The sequence below is a fragment of the Streptosporangium sp. NPDC004631 genome (assembly GCF_053601935.1).
Genome location: NZ_JBSGCR010000025.1, coordinates 94,361 through 109,982 on the forward strand (window position 1 = coordinate 94,361; position 15,622 = coordinate 109,982).

The 15,622-nt window shown below is 68.8% G+C and carries 14 protein-coding genes and 2 pseudogenes; 6 read left to right on the plus strand and 10 right to left on the minus strand.

The features are described from left to right. Positions 1 to 277: 277 nt before the first annotated feature. Positions 278 to 592 carry a DUF5709 domain-containing protein gene (locus tag ACWEF2_RS23325; RefSeq protein WP_453818391.1) on the plus strand — a complete coding sequence of 105 codons (315 nt, stop codon included), beginning with the start codon at positions 278 to 280 and terminating at the stop codon, positions 590 to 592. 36 nt (positions 593 to 628) lie between these two features. Here ACWEF2_RS23325 and ACWEF2_RS23330 read toward each other — a convergent pair whose 3' ends face one another. The 4 genes from ACWEF2_RS23330 to ACWEF2_RS23345 form a co-directional block, all read right to left on the minus strand. After that, positions 629 to 1,777 (minus strand): WD40 repeat domain-containing protein, encoded by a 1,149-nt coding sequence (locus ACWEF2_RS23330; RefSeq protein WP_453818393.1) that lies wholly within the window; start codon positions 1,775 to 1,777, stop codon positions 629 to 631. Between the two features lie 3 nt (positions 1,778 to 1,780). After that, the gene (locus ACWEF2_RS23335) at positions 1,781 to 2,086 is read right to left on the minus strand and encodes a hypothetical protein (RefSeq protein WP_453818395.1); all 306 of its coding nucleotides are present in this window, start codon (positions 2,084 to 2,086) and stop codon (positions 1,781 to 1,783) included. A 265-nt stretch (positions 2,087 to 2,351) separates the two neighbouring features. Then, the gene (locus tag ACWEF2_RS23340) at positions 2,352 to 2,996 is read right to left on the minus strand and encodes an HAD family hydrolase (RefSeq protein ID WP_453818397.1); all 645 of its coding nucleotides are present in this window, start codon (positions 2,994 to 2,996) and stop codon (positions 2,352 to 2,354) included. Between the two features lie 203 nt (positions 2,997 to 3,199). Further along, positions 3,200 to 3,862 (minus strand): class I SAM-dependent methyltransferase, encoded by a 663-nt coding sequence (locus ACWEF2_RS23345; protein WP_453818399.1) that lies wholly within the window; start codon positions 3,860 to 3,862, stop codon positions 3,200 to 3,202. 173 nt (positions 3,863 to 4,035) lie between these two features. On the opposite strand from ACWEF2_RS23345, the pseudogene ACWEF2_RS23350 reads away from it, so the two are divergent. Beyond that, positions 4,036 to 4,194, plus strand: a pseudogene (locus ACWEF2_RS23350) (IS5/IS1182 family transposase); the annotation flags it as partial. Between the two features lie 81 nt (positions 4,195 to 4,275). Here the strand turns inward: ACWEF2_RS23350 and ACWEF2_RS23355 are convergent. After that, a complete protein-coding gene (locus tag ACWEF2_RS23355) occupies positions 4,276 to 4,935 on the minus strand; it encodes a class I SAM-dependent methyltransferase (RefSeq protein WP_453818401.1) in 660 nt (219 codons plus the stop codon). 160 nt (positions 4,936 to 5,095) lie between these two features. Here ACWEF2_RS23355 and ACWEF2_RS23360 point away from each other — a divergent pair, with 160 nt between their 5' ends. After that, positions 5,096 to 5,296, plus strand: coding sequence for a hypothetical protein (locus tag ACWEF2_RS23360; RefSeq protein ID WP_453818403.1), 201 nt, complete (start codon positions 5,096 to 5,098; stop codon positions 5,294 to 5,296). A 256-nt stretch (positions 5,297 to 5,552) separates the two neighbouring features. On the opposite strand, the gene hrpA is transcribed toward ACWEF2_RS23360, so the two are convergent. From hrpA to ppgK, 3 genes are all read right to left on the minus strand, one after another. After that, positions 5,553 to 9,446 carry an ATP-dependent RNA helicase HrpA gene (gene hrpA, locus ACWEF2_RS23365; RefSeq protein WP_453818405.1) on the minus strand — a complete coding sequence of 1,298 codons (3,894 nt, stop codon included), beginning with the start codon at positions 9,444 to 9,446 and terminating at the stop codon, positions 5,553 to 5,555. Positions 9,447 to 9,604: 158 nt separating this feature from the next. After that, the gene (locus ACWEF2_RS23370; protein WP_453818407.1) at positions 9,605 to 10,168 is read right to left on the minus strand and encodes a hypothetical protein; all 564 of its coding nucleotides are present in this window, start codon (positions 10,166 to 10,168) and stop codon (positions 9,605 to 9,607) included. 123 nt (positions 10,169 to 10,291) lie between these two features. Then, positions 10,292 to 11,026, minus strand: a complete 735-nt coding sequence (ppgK, locus tag ACWEF2_RS23375) for a polyphosphate--glucose phosphotransferase (protein WP_453818409.1) — start codon at positions 11,024 to 11,026, stop codon at positions 10,292 to 10,294. Between the two features lie 131 nt (positions 11,027 to 11,157). Here ppgK and ACWEF2_RS23380 point away from each other — a divergent pair, with 131 nt between their 5' ends. Then, positions 11,158 to 11,652 carry a hypothetical protein gene (locus tag ACWEF2_RS23380; RefSeq protein ID WP_453818411.1) on the plus strand — a complete coding sequence of 165 codons (495 nt, stop codon included), beginning with the start codon at positions 11,158 to 11,160 and terminating at the stop codon, positions 11,650 to 11,652. 51 nt (positions 11,653 to 11,703) lie between these two features. On the opposite strand, the gene ACWEF2_RS23385 is transcribed toward ACWEF2_RS23380, so the two are convergent. Further along, entirely contained in the window at positions 11,704 to 13,341 is a 1,638-nt protein-coding gene (locus ACWEF2_RS23385; protein ID WP_453818413.1) for an ABC-F family ATP-binding cassette domain-containing protein, read from the minus strand. Positions 13,342 to 13,663: 322 nt separating this feature from the next. Here ACWEF2_RS23385 and ACWEF2_RS23390 point away from each other — a divergent pair, with 322 nt between their 5' ends. Together ACWEF2_RS23390 and ACWEF2_RS23395 are read left to right on the plus strand one after the other, a co-directional pair. Beyond that, on the plus strand, positions 13,664 to 14,395 hold the full coding sequence (locus ACWEF2_RS23390; protein ID WP_453818415.1) for a hypothetical protein: 732 nt from the start codon (positions 13,664 to 13,666) through the stop codon (positions 14,393 to 14,395). Between the two features lie 270 nt (positions 14,396 to 14,665). Continuing rightward, complete coding sequence (locus ACWEF2_RS23395) at positions 14,666 to 15,472, plus strand: SAM-dependent methyltransferase (RefSeq protein ID WP_453818417.1); 807 nt, start codon at positions 14,666 to 14,668, stop codon at positions 15,470 to 15,472. On the opposite strand, the pseudogene ACWEF2_RS23400 reads toward ACWEF2_RS23395, so the two are convergent. Further along, positions 15,418 to 15,622: pseudogene (locus ACWEF2_RS23400) on the minus strand (hypothetical protein); the annotation flags it as partial. The gene ACWEF2_RS23395 and the pseudogene ACWEF2_RS23400 sit on opposite strands and share 55 nt — an antisense overlap.

Genomic DNA, 15,622 nt, shown 5'->3' on the forward strand with positions numbered 1-15,622 from the left:
TGCCCAATATCCAATCCGAGGCCGTGCAGGAGAGCCGGGAGTTCTACGGCCTACTGGGTTTCGAGGAGGTATGAACCATGGCTGGATCATGCGGCGATGACAATCGACATGGGCTTTTGCCGCTAATGGACGGCCAAGTGCAGCTTGGTGGTCAGGCCGGCTCGGTGACCACGCCGCCGGGCGGACCCCGGCCCGGACCAGGAGCGGGTCGACTGACGCGGGCAGGTACGGGCTGGTTTTCTAGGGTTTTCGGGCATGGAACGGGTAGGGCGGCAGTATGAGTGAAATGCCCGCAGACCGCGAAGGTCTGAGCGATGAGCAAGCGGTCGAAGTCGAGGGATGGACAGACGACCTCGGCTTCACCCACGAGATCGTCGAGGACGACCCCGGGCACCAGGACACCCTCGACGAGCGCCTCTGGCGCGAGGCTCCGGAGCGCGAGCGGACCCCGCGCCGGGAGGACCGGCTGGTGGCACCGGACCAGGGGCTGGGTCCCGACGAGACCTCCGAGGAGTACGCCAGGGACGTCGGCCCCGACGGGGGTGATCTGTCGGCCGAGGAACGCGCGATCCACATCGAGCCGGACGTCTGACCGGATCCCGCTCCCTGTGGCCCGCCCTCGGGCGCGTCAGACCGTCCAGAGGCGCACAGAGTGATCCTCGCTCCCGCTCGCGAGCACCTTACTGTCGGGGCTGAACGCCACGGAGGTGACGGCGCCGGTGTGCCCGGTGAAGGGGGAGCCCAGGATCTTGTATGTCTTCGTGTCCCACAGCAGCACGGTTCCACTGCTCGTGCCGACGGCCAGCCTCCTGCCGTCGCGGTGGTACGCGAGGGCGTTCACCGGACTGTCGGTCTCCAGCAGCGGCCCGACGCTCTTGTCGCCGTTCCAAAGCCGCACAATGCCGGGCGTCGCGCCGACCGCGATGACCGGCGCCGAGATCGCCAGGCTGTTGACCGAACTGATGTCGTTGACCGTCAGCACACTGGGGCCGTCCCCGGTGTTCGCGGTGTCCCAGAAGCCCACGGTATTGTCGGCGTACGCGGCCAGGAGCTTGGATCCGTCGGGACCGAACATCACGAAGTTCACCGTCGCCGGGCTCTTCCGGAGCACCGCCGTGCATTTCCCGCTCGCCGTACGCCACAACCGGGTGGTCCGGTCCGTGCTGCCGCTGGCGAGGGAGCCGCTGTCGGGCGAGAAGGCCACGGAGTTCACCGGGCCGGTGTGGTCGGCGAGCACCGTCCTGGTGACGCCGCGCGCGAGGTCCCACAGCCGGATCGTGCTGTCCGCGCTGGCGCTGGCCAGCGTCTTCCAGTCCGGGCTGAACGCCACGGACGTGACATCCGCGCCGTGGCCGGTGAGTGTCACGGTGGTCACCCTGGTCGATAGATCCCAAAATCGGATCGTGCCGTCGGCGCCAGCGCTGGCGAGCGTCCTGCCGTTGGGGCTGAAGGCGACGGCCTTCACCGCCCCCGTGTGGCCGGTCAGCACATCACGATCGGAGGGCGCCTTGGCGGCCGTGCCCTTCGCGGGCTTCCCGACCTCTTCGGAGCCGAGGATCAGGTAACCGGCCCAGCCACCAGCGGAGGTCAGTGCCACCGAACCCAGCCCAATCAGGACCGCACGACGCGAGACGTGGCCGGAGCGCTGATCCGTGAGGTGCACCTGCATGCCGTCGCCGACGAACATGGGAGCGCCACGATTCTGGTAGATCCCGCCGCCGACGTTGTTGCCGTCCGCCACCTGCTCGGGTTCCCGTGGCTGCGGTTTGTGCGCCAACGCTCAGCCCTGCTCTTGGATCAGGTCGGCCCCGATTTCGGAGCCGATGACGGCCTGCTCGCCGGAGCCGCCCATCCGCTGATGAACCCGGCCGCCGACCTTCACGTCCTGAGCTCGCTGGGATGCCGCCGCTCTCTCGCCGACCGAGAGCCAGGCGTGGAGAGCGCCGCCGACGACCACCAGGACGGCGAGGAACGCGCACCAAGCCGACGTCCACTTTTCGGTGAGCACTCCCGTCGTGATGTTCACGAGGGCGGCGACGGCGACCGTGCCCGCCGCCGCCCAAGCCCGCGTCGCCCGAGGACTCACTTCTCACCCCCTACCCAACGCATTGCCAGGAGTCGTACACACTAAGTATCCGCCGGTGGATATTCACGGGGGGCCGAATGACGAAATTCGCCTACGGAACGGATAGGAAGCCCAGCAGAGAGCAACAGATGGCTGATCAGAGGATCTCGCCGTTGACCGGGCGTTCGAGGTTCCGCGGGTTAGTGCTCCGTTCCTTTTTGAACAGCCGGCGCCGACGCCGTTTTACCTACCTGCTTTGGGAAACCCTGCTTTGGGAAACGAGGCACTAGGAGAGGGCCGCGACGAGAGCGGGGAAGTCGTCGACGACGAAGTCCGCCTCGCCCGCCTCGGGACGGATCGCGTGCAGGTGCCCCCAGGGGCCCCGGCGGATCAGGGCGGTCCGCATGCCCGCCGTACGGGCCGGTAGAACGTCGTTGTCGAGCCGGTCCCCCACATAGAGGATCTCACCGGGCTCCCGTCCCGACACCGCGACGACCTTGGCGAAGAACCCGGGGTCGGGCTTGGCCACCCCCCAGCCGTCGGAGGTGTGGATGGCGTCGACCGGAAGATCCATCGTGGCCAGCGCGTCGTACGCCTGCGGCGGCTGGTTCCCGGCGATGATCAGCTCGTATCCGAGGGCGCGCAGCGCGGCCAGGCCGGGCCGTACGTCCGGGTAGAGGTCGTCGGCGTCGAAGTTCACCCGGAGCCCGCCGGGATCGTCCCGGCGCCACGACTCCTGCTCGGCCTCGACGTCGAACCCGGGCCTGACGACCTGGAACGCCTCCTCGAACGACTGGCCGAGGGCCGCCATGCCGCCCAGCACCCCGAGCATGGTGAACCGGGTGACCCCGAGCCTGTCGGCCCAGCGGGACCAGATCCGCGTCTCGTCGATCAGTGTCTCCCCGACATCGAACACCAGCGCCCGGACCACGATGCTCCCCCTTCGATCGGCCCACCGATCCTACTTTCCGTACGGCGGACCTCGGCGAGCGCCGTCGCCTCCGCACGGTGGCGGGGCCGGGGACCTGCACCGAGGTGTTGACCGGACCAAGGGGCGGCGCGCCGAAGAGGACTGCCTCACCCACTTGGTCCGGCCGGTACGCGTTGCGCATCCGAACGCGGGCATGTGTTCGGTCAGGCGGCTCCTGCCTGGGCTTTGCGGGCGAGCAGTTGAACCTCCTGGAACTGCCGCCGGTCGGTGGGCTGAGGCTCGCGAACCATCCGGGCCACCTCGGCCAACCCGGACTTGCGCAGCATCGCGGCGAGGTGATCAGGCCGCCACCGATAGGCCGGCGCGACTGTGTGATCGAAGACCTGCGTCAGGTGAGACGGATCGTCGCTTGCCGAAAAGCCGACCAGAAGGTGGCCGCCGGGTGCCAGCACACGATGGAACTCCGCCAGGATGACGGGGAGTTCCCGCGGGGGAGTGTGGATGATGGACCAACGTGAGAGTACGCCGCCCAGCACGCCGTCAGCGATGTTCAACGCGGCCATCGAGCCCACGTCGAACCGCAGGCCCGGATAGGCATGTCGAGCCAACTCGATCATCGCAGGAGAGGCATCGACACCAAACGCCGCCAGCCCCAACCCGTCCAGATAGGCGGTGATATGGCCAGGTCCACACCCCAGGTCCGCGACCTGGCCGTCCCCACTCGCACTCACGACCTCGGCGAAGACACCCAAGATCGCACGGTCCAGGGGCCTGTCACACAGCTCGCCGCGGAACAGCTGCGCGTAGGTGGGGGCAGCAGCATCGTAAGCCTCGCGGGTGGTACTGAGGGCATCGTGTTCGGCCATGCTCGCGACAGTAGTTCCCGGCGCTGAGGCGAGCCGAGAGAATCACGATCTTCCCTCCCGTCCGTTCGCCCGGGCTATCGCTGGTTCAGAGAAGCATGTATCGGCAAGGCCCAGGTCAACGGGTGGCTGGGCGAAGTTCCCGGATCTGAGGGATCGTCCACCGATTTGAGGTCGCCGGGCTGCTCACGCCGGCGGATAGGGGGTACGCCGGCGCAGGCCATCGGGTGCTGGTGCCGTACAAGGGCAGGAACAAGTCGGCCTCGCAGAAGGCGGCCAACTCCGCTCACGCGAAGCTCCGCGGCCCCGGCGACCGCGCGAATGCGCAGCTGAAGGCCTGTTCGAGCTCCGCAAGGTCTCCCTCGGCATGCCGGTCTTCACCGATGCCGCCCCGCCACCGCGGACAGATACGAGCTTCAAGGCCGTTCGAGCTTGCGGGCAAGAAAGGTAGCGATGGTCCTCTGAGCTCCTTCGTCGGGTTCCTCCATCAAGCGCGCTGTGATGACGAGCCCAGCCTGCTTCAAGAGCTCGACTATCCGATCTGGCGGCAACAGGTAGGACTCGTAAGACACCTGATGGCCGCCATACGCCTGTGTTGGACGTAGATGCTGGCCGACTCCCACGTGGCCGGCCAGCATCAAACAGCCGCCGGGTGCGAGAACGCGGTGGAACTCGTTGAACACGACCGGCAACAGCGTTGGCGGCGTGTGGTGGGTGGAGTAGTAGGCAAGGATGCCGCCAAGTTCGTTGTCCTCGATCGGAAGCGAGGTCATCGAGCCGACGCTGAAGCGCAGATGTGGGTATGCCTTACGGGCCAACTCGACCATTGCGGGCGACAGGTCGATGCCGAACGCGGGCACTCCCTGCTCGGCAAGGTGCGCCGTCACTTTGCCGGGCCCGCATCCCAGATCCGCGACAGCCCCGAGATCGGCCGCTCGCACGACCTCGGCGAACACGTTCAACATCCCACGTGACAGCGGATCCAGCTCGGCCGGGGGCTTGACCTGTTCGAAGTAGTCGGCGGCGACCGTGTCGTACGACTCCCGGACAGCGGCGAGGTAGGAGAGATCAGGCACGCGGACGACTCTAGATGAGGGCCCGCAGCCCATGTGATCACTTTCTTAGTCCAGAAAAGGAGGACAAGGTGCGTCATAGCCATGGCGCATGTCCTCCGCCGCCGCAGGCATCCCATGAAATACTTGGAGTGTCTGTTCGGATACGAAGGGATACAGGTCAATGGTGATGACAGCCCCGCAGCGATCCGGTCGGCACACCCCTGCCGGAGAGCAGACCGTCTCTCAGCCGGAGCAGACCACGGCTCCAGCGGGGCACATCCTGCCTCGCACCCCGAGAGAGCTCTTCGAATCCCTGCCCCCCACCCTCTGCCTTCGCGCCGAGATCATCGACGGAAACCTGACCGTGAGCCCCTCCGGCTGACGGCGCTCTGCCCGGCCGACCTGCCGTGGCCGGTCGGGCGTCGCGCACCGACGCCGGGCGGGCCGGTTTCACCACTCGCCGTACCGGCGCGAGTGGTGAAAGACCCCGGCGAAGACATCGGCTGATCACCGGGGGGAGTCCACGGCTCTCGCTGGAGCCGGGGAACGGCGTTCGCGACTCGCGGAAGGCCGGGGGTGGGGTTCGCGGCTCTCGCGGGGCCGGGAACGGCGTTCCCCGGCTCCCGGGGAGGTGGGGCCTACAGTTGCTCCATCGCCTTGCGGATGCGTTTGTCGGAGATCGAGTACGGCGTGCCCAGGGTCTGCGCGAAGTAGCTGACCCTGAGCTCCTGGATCATCCAGCGGATCTGCAGGACGTCGTCGGCGGAGCGGCGGGCCGGGGGAAGCCTCTCGATCAGTTCGTGGTACTCGTCCTCGATGTCGTGGACCTTGTGCATCCGTTCCTCGTCGCGGAACCGGTCGTCCGGGAGCTTCTCCAGCCGCCGCTCGGCCGCCTTGAGGTAGCGGAGCAGGTCGGGCAGGCGCTTGTAACCGGTGTCGGTGACGAAGCCGGGGTAGACCAGATCGGCCACCTGGTCGCGGATGTCCTCGACGGCGGGGGTGGAACGGGCCTCCGGCAGCAGGGTGATGACCTTGTGCCAGACCTTGAGGGCGGCCTCGACCCTGGTCACCACCTCGGCGGTGGTGTCGAACAGTTCGGCGCGGACCTTGTCGTGCAGGGCGGTGAAGGCCGGGCCGTCCCAGACCGGCCCGCCGTACCGGCCCATGAGCTCGTCGGCGGCGCAGGCGACGCAGTCGTCGAACAGCGCGGCGGCACCGGCGTGCGGGCTGCGGCTGAGGGCGAGCTTGGACTGGTTGTCCAGGCGGCCGAGCACCGACTTGGCCGGGGACGGGGTGTTGAGCAGCAGCATCCTGCGGGTGCCCTCCCACATGGCCCGGCGCTGCTCGGCCTCGGTCTCGAACATCCGCACGGCCACGGTCGCGCCCTCGTCGGCCAGCGCGGGATAGGCCTTCATCCTGCGCTGCTCGAACGTCTTGGGCAGCTCCCCCACGGTCCACGTGGTCAGCCCGGACCTCTCAAGGCCGTCCGCCGCCTTGGAGAGGGTCTGGCGGAGTTTGGGCGCGAGCCGGCGTTTCAGTTCGGCCAGGTCCTTGCTCTCGGCCAGTCTCTGCTTGCGCCCGTCGACAACCCGGAAGGTGATCTTCAGGTGTTCTGGGACCAGGTCGAGCTGCCAGGCGTCCCTCGGTACCTGGACGCCGGTCAGGTTGAGCAGTTCCCGCTCCAGCACCGCGAGTAGCGGTTCCTGGGTGGGTTCGGCCCGCTGGAGCACCTGTCCGGCGTAGTTCGGAGCGGGCACGAAGTTGCGCCGGATGTTCTTGGGCAGGGTCCGGATCAGCGCGACGAGCAGTTCCTCACGCAGGCCGGGGATCTGCCAGTCGAAACCGTCGGCGTTCACCTGGTTGAGCAGGGAGATCGGGATGTGGGCGGTGACGCCGTCGGCGTCGGTGCCGGGCTCGAACTGGTAGGTCAGTGGGAAGCGCAGGCCGCCCTGGCGCCACACGTCGGGGTAGTCGCGCCGGCTGACGTCGGCCGCCGACTCGCTGATCAGCATCGACTTCTCGAAGCTCAGCAGGTCGGGCTGGTCGGCCCTGGCCTTCTTCCACCAGGAGTCGAAGTGGCGCCCGGAGACGACGTCTGAGGGGACACGCTGGTCGTAGAAGTCGAACAGCGTCTCGTCGTCGACGAGGATGTCGCGGCGGCGGGCCCGCTCCTCCAGCTCCTCGACCTCCTCCAGGAGCCTGCGGTTCTCCGTGAAGAAGGCGTGGTGGGTCTCCCAGTCGCCCTCGACCAGCGCGTGCCGGATGAACAGCTCCCGGCTCAGCTCGGGGTCGATGCGGCCGTAGTTGACCTTGCGCTGCGCCACGATCGGCACGCCGTACAGGGTGACCTTCTCATAGGCCACCACCGAGCCCTGGTTCTTCTCCCAGTGCGGCTCGGAGTAGGTGTGCTTGACCAGGTGCTGGGCGAGCGGCTCGACCCACTCGGGCTCGATCTTGGCGTTGACCCGGGCCCAGAGCCTGGAGGTCTCCACCAGCTCGGCGGACATCACCCACAGCGGCTGCTTCCTGGCGAGCGCGGAGCCGGGGAAGATGGCGAAGCGGGCGTTGCGGGCACCGGCGTACTCGGTGAGCGGCCTGCGCGGTTCGCCGGCCGGCCTGCGTGGGCCGTCGTTCGGCGTCTTCCTGTCGATGTCCTTGACCCCGATGTGGGAGAGCAGGCCCGAGAGCAGGGACATGTGGATCTTCTGCTCGTCGCCGGGGGTGCTGTTCAGCGTGACACCGAGGGACTTCGACATCTGGCGGAGCTGGCTGTAGACGTCCTGCCACTCGCGGACGCGCAGGTAGTTCAGGAAGTCGGCCCTGCAGAGCCGCCGGAAGGCGCTGGAGGACAGCTCCCGCTGCTGCTCCTGGAGGTGGTTCCACAGGTTCAGATAGGAGACGAAGTCCGACTCCTTGTCGGCGAAGCGGCGGTGCCTCTCGTCGGCGGCCTGCTGCTTGTCCGCCGGGCGTTCGCGCGGGTCCTGGATGGACAGCGCGGCGGCGATGACCATGACCTCGCGGACGCAGCCGTTGTGGTCGGCCTCCAGCACCATGCGGGCCAGTCGCGGGTCCACCGGCAGGCCCGCCAGCTTCCGTCCGAGCGGGGTCATCTGCTTGACCTGGTCGAACGCGCCCAGCTCCTGGAGCAGGTCGTAACCGTCCTTGACCTGGCGCTGGTCCGGCGGTTCGACGAACGGGAAGGCCCCGATGTCCCCCAGGCCGATGGAGGTCATCTGCAGGATGACCGAGGCGAGGTTGGTGCGCAGGATCTCCGGGTCGGTGAACTCGGGGCGGGTGAGGAAGTCGTCCTCCTCGTACAGCCGGATGCAGACCCCCTCGGAGACACGACCGCAGCGTCCCTTGCGCTGGTTGGCCGAGGCCTGGGAGATCGCCTCGATGGGCAGGCGCTGGACCTTGGTGCGGTGGCTGTAACGGGAGATGCGGGCGAATCCTGGATCGACCACGTACTTGATGCCGGGCACGGTCAGCGAGGTCTCGGCCACGTTGGTGGCCAGCACGACCCGGCGGCCGGTGTGGCGCTGGAAGACCCTGTGCTGTTCGGCGGCCGACAGCCGGGCGTACAGCGGGAGGATCTCGGTGTCCTCGCGTCTGGAGAGCGCGTCGGCGGTGTCGCGGATCTCGCGTTCGCCGCTGAGGAAGACCAGGATGTCGCCCGGCCCCTCGGCACAGAGTTCGTCCACGGCCTTGCCGATCGCCTGGATCTGGTCGTCCTCCTCGCCGATCGGCCGGTAGCGGACCTCGACCGGATAGGTCCGGCCGGAGACCTCCACGATCGGCGCCCCGCCGAAGTGCTTGGAGAAGCGCTCCGGGTCGATGGTGGCCGAGGTGATGATGACCTTGAGGTCCGGCCGTTTCGGCAGCAGCTGCTTGAGGTAGCCGAGGATGAAGTCGATGTTGAGGCTGCGTTCGTGCGCCTCGTCGATGATCAGCGTGTCGTACTGGGCGAGCTCCCTGTCGGTCTGCAGCTCGGCCAGGAGGATGCCGTCGGTCATCACCTTGACGAGCGTGCCGTCGCTCACCTGGTCGGTGAAGCGCACCTTGTAGCCGATGGCGTCGCCGAGCTCGGTGCCGAGCTCCTCGGCGACGCGTTCGGCCACGGTCCTGGCGGCGATCCGGCGCGGCTGGGTGTGCCCGATCAGTCCCCGGACCCCCCGGCCCAGCTCCAGGCAGATCTTCGGCAGCTGGGTCGTCTTGCCGGAACCGGTCTCACCGGCGACGATCACGACCTGGTGGTCGCGGATCGCCGCCAGGATGTCGTCTCTGCGCCGGCTGACCGGCAGCGCCTCCGGATAGGTGACCGCGGGCACTCCGGCCCGGCGCTCGGCCACCCGGCGCTCCGCCCTCTCGATGTCGGAGGTGATCTCCGCGGCGATCTTCTGCTGCGCGGCACGGTTTCTGATTCTGCGCGCGCCGTCGAGCCGGCGCCGCAACCGCCGCTGGTCACGCAGCGTGAGCTCGGGCAGGCGCGCGTGGAGTTCGGCGAGGGGAGATGTCAACGAAGATGTTCCCATACTGCGACCAGAATACGTTCGGCCCACAGATCAGGAGCCAACCGCCCATGGTGCCCGACGTTCCGCACCCTGTGCACCTCAATATTCTCGGCCCTGTCCGGTGGGATGCGGGCCGTTCCGGTGGGATGCGGGCCGGTCGGGGTGGACCCGCCCGAGGGTCAGCCGCGCCTCACCACCCTGCGGCGCCTCAGCAGCGCGAGCAGGCCGGCACCGGCGAGTACGGCGGCCCCGCCGGTCTCCCAGCCGAGCATCGAGCCCGGCAGGGTGCCGGACGTCTGCCGGGGGACGGCCTTCCAGTTCTCCGCCGCCCGCGCCGCGCCCCTGGCGAGGGCGAGACCACCGCCCCCGGTGTTGGGGCCGTAGCCGTCGACCACGTAGAACTCCCCGTAGATGGTCCCGCCGTCGCCGCGGCAGTCCACCTCCACGGTGTACGAACCGCTCCGCGCGCCGTAGTCCACCTGGGCCCAGCCGACGGCGACGCCGGAGTCGTCCTCCTCCAGCTCGGGCTCGTCCTGGAAGGCGTCCGACTGGGCGAAGGCCGGTCCCCGGCAGTCGTACGCCGTGATCCTGAGGTCGGCCCCCGGCCCCGCCCGGTACGGCGAGAGCCTCACCTCCTCGCCGTCTCCCGAGGCGGCGGCCGTCCCCGCCGCCCCGGCGGCCGTGAGGACCACCGTCCCGGTGACCACGATCCAGCGGGCCAGCACGCCAGTCGAGTGCATCACGTCTCTCCGCTTCCAGCAGATGCGATCTTGCTAACTCTCGCTACCTACCCAGGTAAGAGGGCGTGTCCGTCAAAGGAAGATCAAAATCTCAACGGCCTTTCCGGCATATGACGCACAGGGCGACTACGGCGCCGCGGCGGCCATGGCGGCGCCCACGATGCCGGCCTCGTTCTGGAGGGTGGCCGGGACGACACGTGTGCGCACCTTCACCATGGGCAGGAACCTGTCGGATTTCCTGCTGACCCCGCCGCCGATGACGATCAGCGAGGGGGAGAACAGCGCCTCGACGCGCTGGAGATACTCCTCGACCCGCCCCGCCCACTTGCCCCAGCTCAGCTCGCCCTCCGTACGCGCGTGGTCGGAGGCCCTCTTCTCGGCGTCCTTGCCCCTGATCTCCAGATGCCCCAGCTCGGTGTTGGGCACCAGGCGCCCGTCGACGAACAGGGCGCTGCCGATCCCCGTGCCGAAGGTCAGCACCAGCACCACGCCGGGCTGGTCGCGGGCCGAACCCACCGCCATCTCGGCGATGCCCGCCGCGTCCGCGTCGTTGAGCACCACCACGGGCAGGCCCGTCGCCTTGGCGAACATCACCCGCGCGTCCGTGCCGATCCACGACTCGTCCACGTTGGCCGCCGACCTCGTGACACCGTCGATCACGACTCCGGGGAAGGTCACCCCGACCGGTCCGGCCCAGTCGAAGTGCTCGACGATCCTCGCGACCACCTCGGTGACCGCCTTGGGCTTGGCCGGGGCGGGGGTCGGGATCCGCAGCCGCTCCCGGGTCAGCTCCCCCTTGGCGGTGTCCACCGGGGCACCTTTGATCCCCGATCCGCCGATGTCGATCCCCAGGGTCTCCATGACGCCCACCTCCTGTCCCGGGCTCCTTCCCCCTGACGGGCCGCTGATACTCGTCTGCAGTGAGCGGTCAACCGAACTGAAAGCGGTCCGTCACAAACTGCGGAATATCCCGACAGGAAAGGACCCCTCCGATGATGACGATCACTCGGCCCCTGGCCGGCCTCGCCCTGGCCGTCCTGATCGCCTTGGCCGCCCCGGTGGCCGCACAGGCCGCGTCCGGCGCGCCGGACGCCACCACCGCCGCCGCGACCCGGTGGGGCCCCTACGACGCGCCCGGTCACAAGGCCAGGGCGGTCGGCTCCCTGAAGGTCTCGGGCGAGGACCACCGGGACATCCCCGCCGCCGCGACCGCCCGGATCTCCGGCAGGCTCCACGACCTGACCGGCAAGGGCCCGACCTGCGGCTGGGCGGTCTTCCGCGTCACCTACCGGAGCCCGGACGGAAACCTGCCGTTCAAGCACCACAGCGTCCGCAACTGCTCCTACGGCACGCCCAAGCCCTTCACCTTCGCCTACCACGACGTCTACCAGGTCGAGCTCAAGGTCTGCGCCGAGGGCAGGGCGGCCAAGCCCTCGCTCAACTGCCTCTACGCCGGGAGCTGGAAGATCCTCTACCTGTCCAGGTGACCGTCCGCGACCGCCCTCGCGGGTTCGCCGCCCGCCGGGGCCGTCGTGGGTTCAGCCGCCGGTGACCGTGCCGTCGGCGAGATGAATGTGCCCGGTGGTGTGCACGGCGTCGAGCATCCGGCGGTCGTGGGTGACCAGCAGCAGCGTGCCGGGGTAGGCGGCGAGGGCGGACTCCAGCTGTTCGATCGCGGCCAGGTCCAGGTGGTTGGTCGGCTCGTCGAGAACGAGCAGGTTCACCCCCCTCGCCTGGAGCAGCGCGAGCGCGGCCCGGGTCCGCTCTCCCGGGGAGAGGGTCGCGGCCGGGCGCAGCACGTGCGCCGCGCGCAGCCCGAACTTGGCGAGCAGCGTACGGATCTCGGCGGGGGGCATGTCGCCCGCGGCGGCGCCGAAGGCGTCCATCAGCGGTTCGTCGCCGAGGAACAGCCCCCGCGCCTGGTCCACCTCGCCGACGACCACGCCGGGGCCGAGCGAGGCGCTCCCCTCCTCCAGCGGGATCCGGCCGAGAAGCGCGGCCAGCAGCGTGGACTTGCCGGAGCCGTTGGCCCCGGTGATCGCCACCCGCTCGGCCCAGCCGATCTGCAGGTCCACCGGGCCGAGGGTGAAGGCGCCGCGCCGGACCACGGCGCCGCGCAAGGTCGCGACGACCGCGCCGGCCCGGGGCGCGACCGCGATCTCCATCCGGAGCTCCCACTCCTTACGCGGCTCCTCGACCTCCTCCAGCCGCTCGATCATCCGCTCGGTCTGCCGGGCCTTGGCCGCCTGCTTCTCGCTCGTCTCGGTGCGGAGGTTCCGGCCGATCTTGTCGCCGTCGGGCGCCTTGCGCCGCGCGTTCTTGACGCCCTTCTCCATCCAGGCGCGCTGCGTCCTCGCCCGCTGGTTGAGCGCGGCGACGGTGCCGGCGAACTCCTCGTACTCGGCGCGGGCGTGCCGCCGGGCGACCTCCCGCTCGGCGAGGTACGCCTCGTAACCGCCACCGTAGGCCCGGACCTGCTGCTGGGCGAGGTCGATCTCGACGATCCGGTTCACGGTCCTGGCCAGGAACTCGCGGTCGTGACTGACCAGGACCGTCCCGGCGCGCAACCCGGCGACGAAGCGTTCCAGCCGCTCCAGCCCGTCCAGGTCGAGGTCGTTGGTGGGTTCGTCCAATAGGAACACGTCGTAGCGGCTGAGCAGCAGGGAGGCCATCCCGGCCCGGGCCGCCTGGCCTCCGGAGAGCGCCGTCATCGGCCGGTCCGGCTCCACCGCCAGGCCGAGTTCGGCGACGACCTCCTCGGCCCGTTCCTCCAGGTCGGCGCCGCCCAGGGCCAGCCATCTCTCCAGGCTCACGGCGTAGTCGTCGTCGGCTCCCGGGCGGCCCTCGACCAGTCCCTCGGTCGCGGTGTCCAGCGCGTGCTGGGCCCCGGCCACCCCGGTCCGCCTGGCGAGGAAGCCCGCGACCGTCTCCCCCGCCCGGCGCTCGCGCTCCTGGGGAAGGTAGCCGACCGAGGCCGTGGGCGGGCTGAGCCGCAGGGTGCCCTGCTCCGGGGGCAGCAGCCCGGCCAGGATCCTCATCAGGGTGGACTTGCCCGCCCCGTTCACGCCGACCAGGCCGATCACGTCGCCGGGGGCGACGACCAGGTCCAGGCAGGAGAACAGTGCGCGGTCGCCGTGTCCCGCGGCGATCCCCTTGGCGACGATGGTGGCGCTCATGGGAAGACGCTACCTGCGATCCGCGGTCCCGGGCGCGCTCCGGTCCCGTCGCCCGGAGGGCTGCCCCGTGTGTCCGGTCATCGGACGGCAGAATCGAGCCCATTCCCGGCAAATCCGACATATTTCACTTTAAGTCCCCAAAATTGGGGGGATTTCCCGGACAAGCCCTGACCTGCAGCTTTACAGCGAAACGTTACTTGATGGAAACTTTATCCAGACTTTTTTGGGATTTGGAGCAACCTTTGCTCCGACAAACCTGTCTTATATAGGTGAAAGCGATCACTCCTGACCGCTTTCGACAACGGGGAGAGGGAACATCTTGATGAACCGAATCGCCGTCGGCCTGCTGTCCGCGGCGGTAGGGGGCTCGCTGCTCCTGTCCGCCGGTACGGCTTCCGCCGAGCGCACCGCCCTGAGCGTGCGCGTCGACAGCGTGAACCCCAACCCGGTCGTGGTGGAGAACGGCCGGGACACGCAGGTCACGATCGAGGTCCGCACGACGGAGGCGACCCGGGTCGAGCTCCGCCTCAAGCCGGTCTCCGACCGGTTCCGTGCCCAGGACGTCCGCGAGCCGAAGATCATGCACGAGGGTGATCTGTGGCGTTTCAGCACCAGCTTCGATGAGAACGACTTCGAAGGCCGCTGGCTTGCGATCGCCAACGCCTACGACAAGGACGGCAGGAAGGTGACCGACCAGGTCAACTTCTCCGTCAAGCAGGAGCAGCGGGAGAAGGCCGAGACCCGCCTGTCGAGCTTCCGGGCCGGCCCGCAGCCGGTCCGGAAGGGACGCTGGGTCTACTTCACCGGCCGCCTGCAGGTCGACGACGACCGGCGTTGGCAGGGCGTGGAGGACGAGGAGGTGGCGATCTACTTCCGTTCCAACGGCTCCAACACCTGGAAGTGGGTCGCCTCCGGCGACACCGAGTGGAAGGGCAAGTTCAACGCCAGGGCCCGCGCTCTGAGGAGCGGCGAGTACCGCGCGGTCTTCGAGGGCAACGACGAACTCGACGAGAGCACCAGCCGGTCGGCCTGGGTCCGGGTCTGGCGTCGATAACCCTCCGCGAAGAACCGACGGCCCCCTCCATGAGGAACGGCGTCCACCCCCCGGCAGGCCCCGTACGGCACGGAGAACCCAGGTCCCCCGAGTTCTCCGGCCCCGGGGCCCGTCGGGGTTCCGCCGCCCACATGTAGGGGAACGGCCCACGCCGCCTGTTCGCAGCACAACGACCGGTAATGCTTTCTACCAAAAATATTGCCTATGCCGACACATGGGGCATTACTCTCGGGCTAGAGATCTTCACTATTGTTCAGGCGGAGGGTGAACGTGGCCGACGAAGAGTGGACGCAACGCGGGATCGACGTCAACACTCCAAGCGTCGCCAGAATGTACGATTACTACCTCGGTGGTAAAGACAGCTTCTCGTCCGACCGCGTCGCCGCCGAGGAGATCCTCTCGATCGTGCCCGAGGTACGGATCGCCGCCAGGGAGAACCGGGCCTTTCTCCGCAGAGCCGTCAGGTTCCTGGCCCGGGCCGGGATCGACCAGTTCCTCGACATAGGCACCGGACTGCCCACCCAGGGCAACGTCCACGAGGTGGCGCAGCAGATCATCCCGGACGCCCGGGTCGCCTACGTCGACAACGACCCCATCGTCCTGGCCCACGCCAGGGCGCTCCTGCGCGGCATGCGGGGCGAGGTCACAGTCGTCTCAGGCGACCTGCGACGGCCCGAGGAGATCCTGAACGCCCCGGAGATCCACAAGCATCTCGACTTCTCCAGGCCCGTGGCGGTGCTTCTCGTGGCCATCATGCACTTCATCACCGAGGCCGACGACCCCCGGCGCATCCTCGCCACGCTGCGGGACGCCGTACCGCCCGGCAGCTGCCTGGTCCTCTCCCACGGAACCCACGACTACCGGGCCGAGGTCGCGGAGAAGGGCACCCAGGTCTACCGGCGGGCCAACTCGCCCCTCGTCCTGCGCTCCCGCGAGGAGATCATGGAACTGTTCGACGGGTTCGAGCTGGTGGATCCGGGACTCGTCTGGCTGCCCGAGTGGAGGCCCAGGGACCTCTCGCTCTACGACGACCCGTCGCAGGCCCTGATCGTGTGCGGAGTGGGCAGGAAGCCCTGACGCCGGTGGGCACGCCAGGCGGAGTGGCAGGTGACGGTGGTCTCCGGCCCGAAGGCGAAGTCCGGGTCGATCTGGGCGGTGAGATCCTCACCGACCGCCTTGTTCGCCCACGCCTGCGCGTTGCGCAGATGGAAGTGCACCGCCTGGCGG

What these genes read in the sequence shown, in the direction of transcription:
- ACWEF2_RS23325 (WP_453818391.1), top strand. Translation starts at nt 278, where the DNA reads ATGAGTGAAATGCCCGCAGACCGCGAAGGTCTGAGCGATGAGCAAGCG.
- ACWEF2_RS23345 (WP_453818399.1), bottom strand. Translation starts at nt 3,862, where the DNA reads ATGGCCGAACACGATGCCCTCAGTACCACCCGCGAGGCTTACGATGCT.
- ACWEF2_RS23360 (WP_453818403.1), top strand. Translation starts at nt 5,096, where the DNA reads ATGGTGATGACAGCCCCGCAGCGATCCGGTCGGCACACCCCTGCCGGA.
- hrpA (WP_453818405.1), bottom strand. Translation starts at nt 9,446, where the DNA reads ATGGGAACATCTTCGTTGACATCTCCCCTCGCCGAACTCCACGCGCGC.
- ppgK (WP_453818409.1), bottom strand. Translation starts at nt 11,026, where the DNA reads ATGGAGACCCTGGGGATCGACATCGGCGGATCGGGGATCAAAGGTGCC.
- ACWEF2_RS23380 (WP_453818411.1), top strand. Translation starts at nt 11,158, where the DNA reads ATGATGACGATCACTCGGCCCCTGGCCGGCCTCGCCCTGGCCGTCCTG.
- ACWEF2_RS23385 (WP_453818413.1), bottom strand. Translation starts at nt 13,341, where the DNA reads ATGAGCGCCACCATCGTCGCCAAGGGGATCGCCGCGGGACACGGCGAC.
- ACWEF2_RS23390 (WP_453818415.1), top strand. Translation starts at nt 13,664, where the DNA reads ATGAACCGAATCGCCGTCGGCCTGCTGTCCGCGGCGGTAGGGGGCTCG.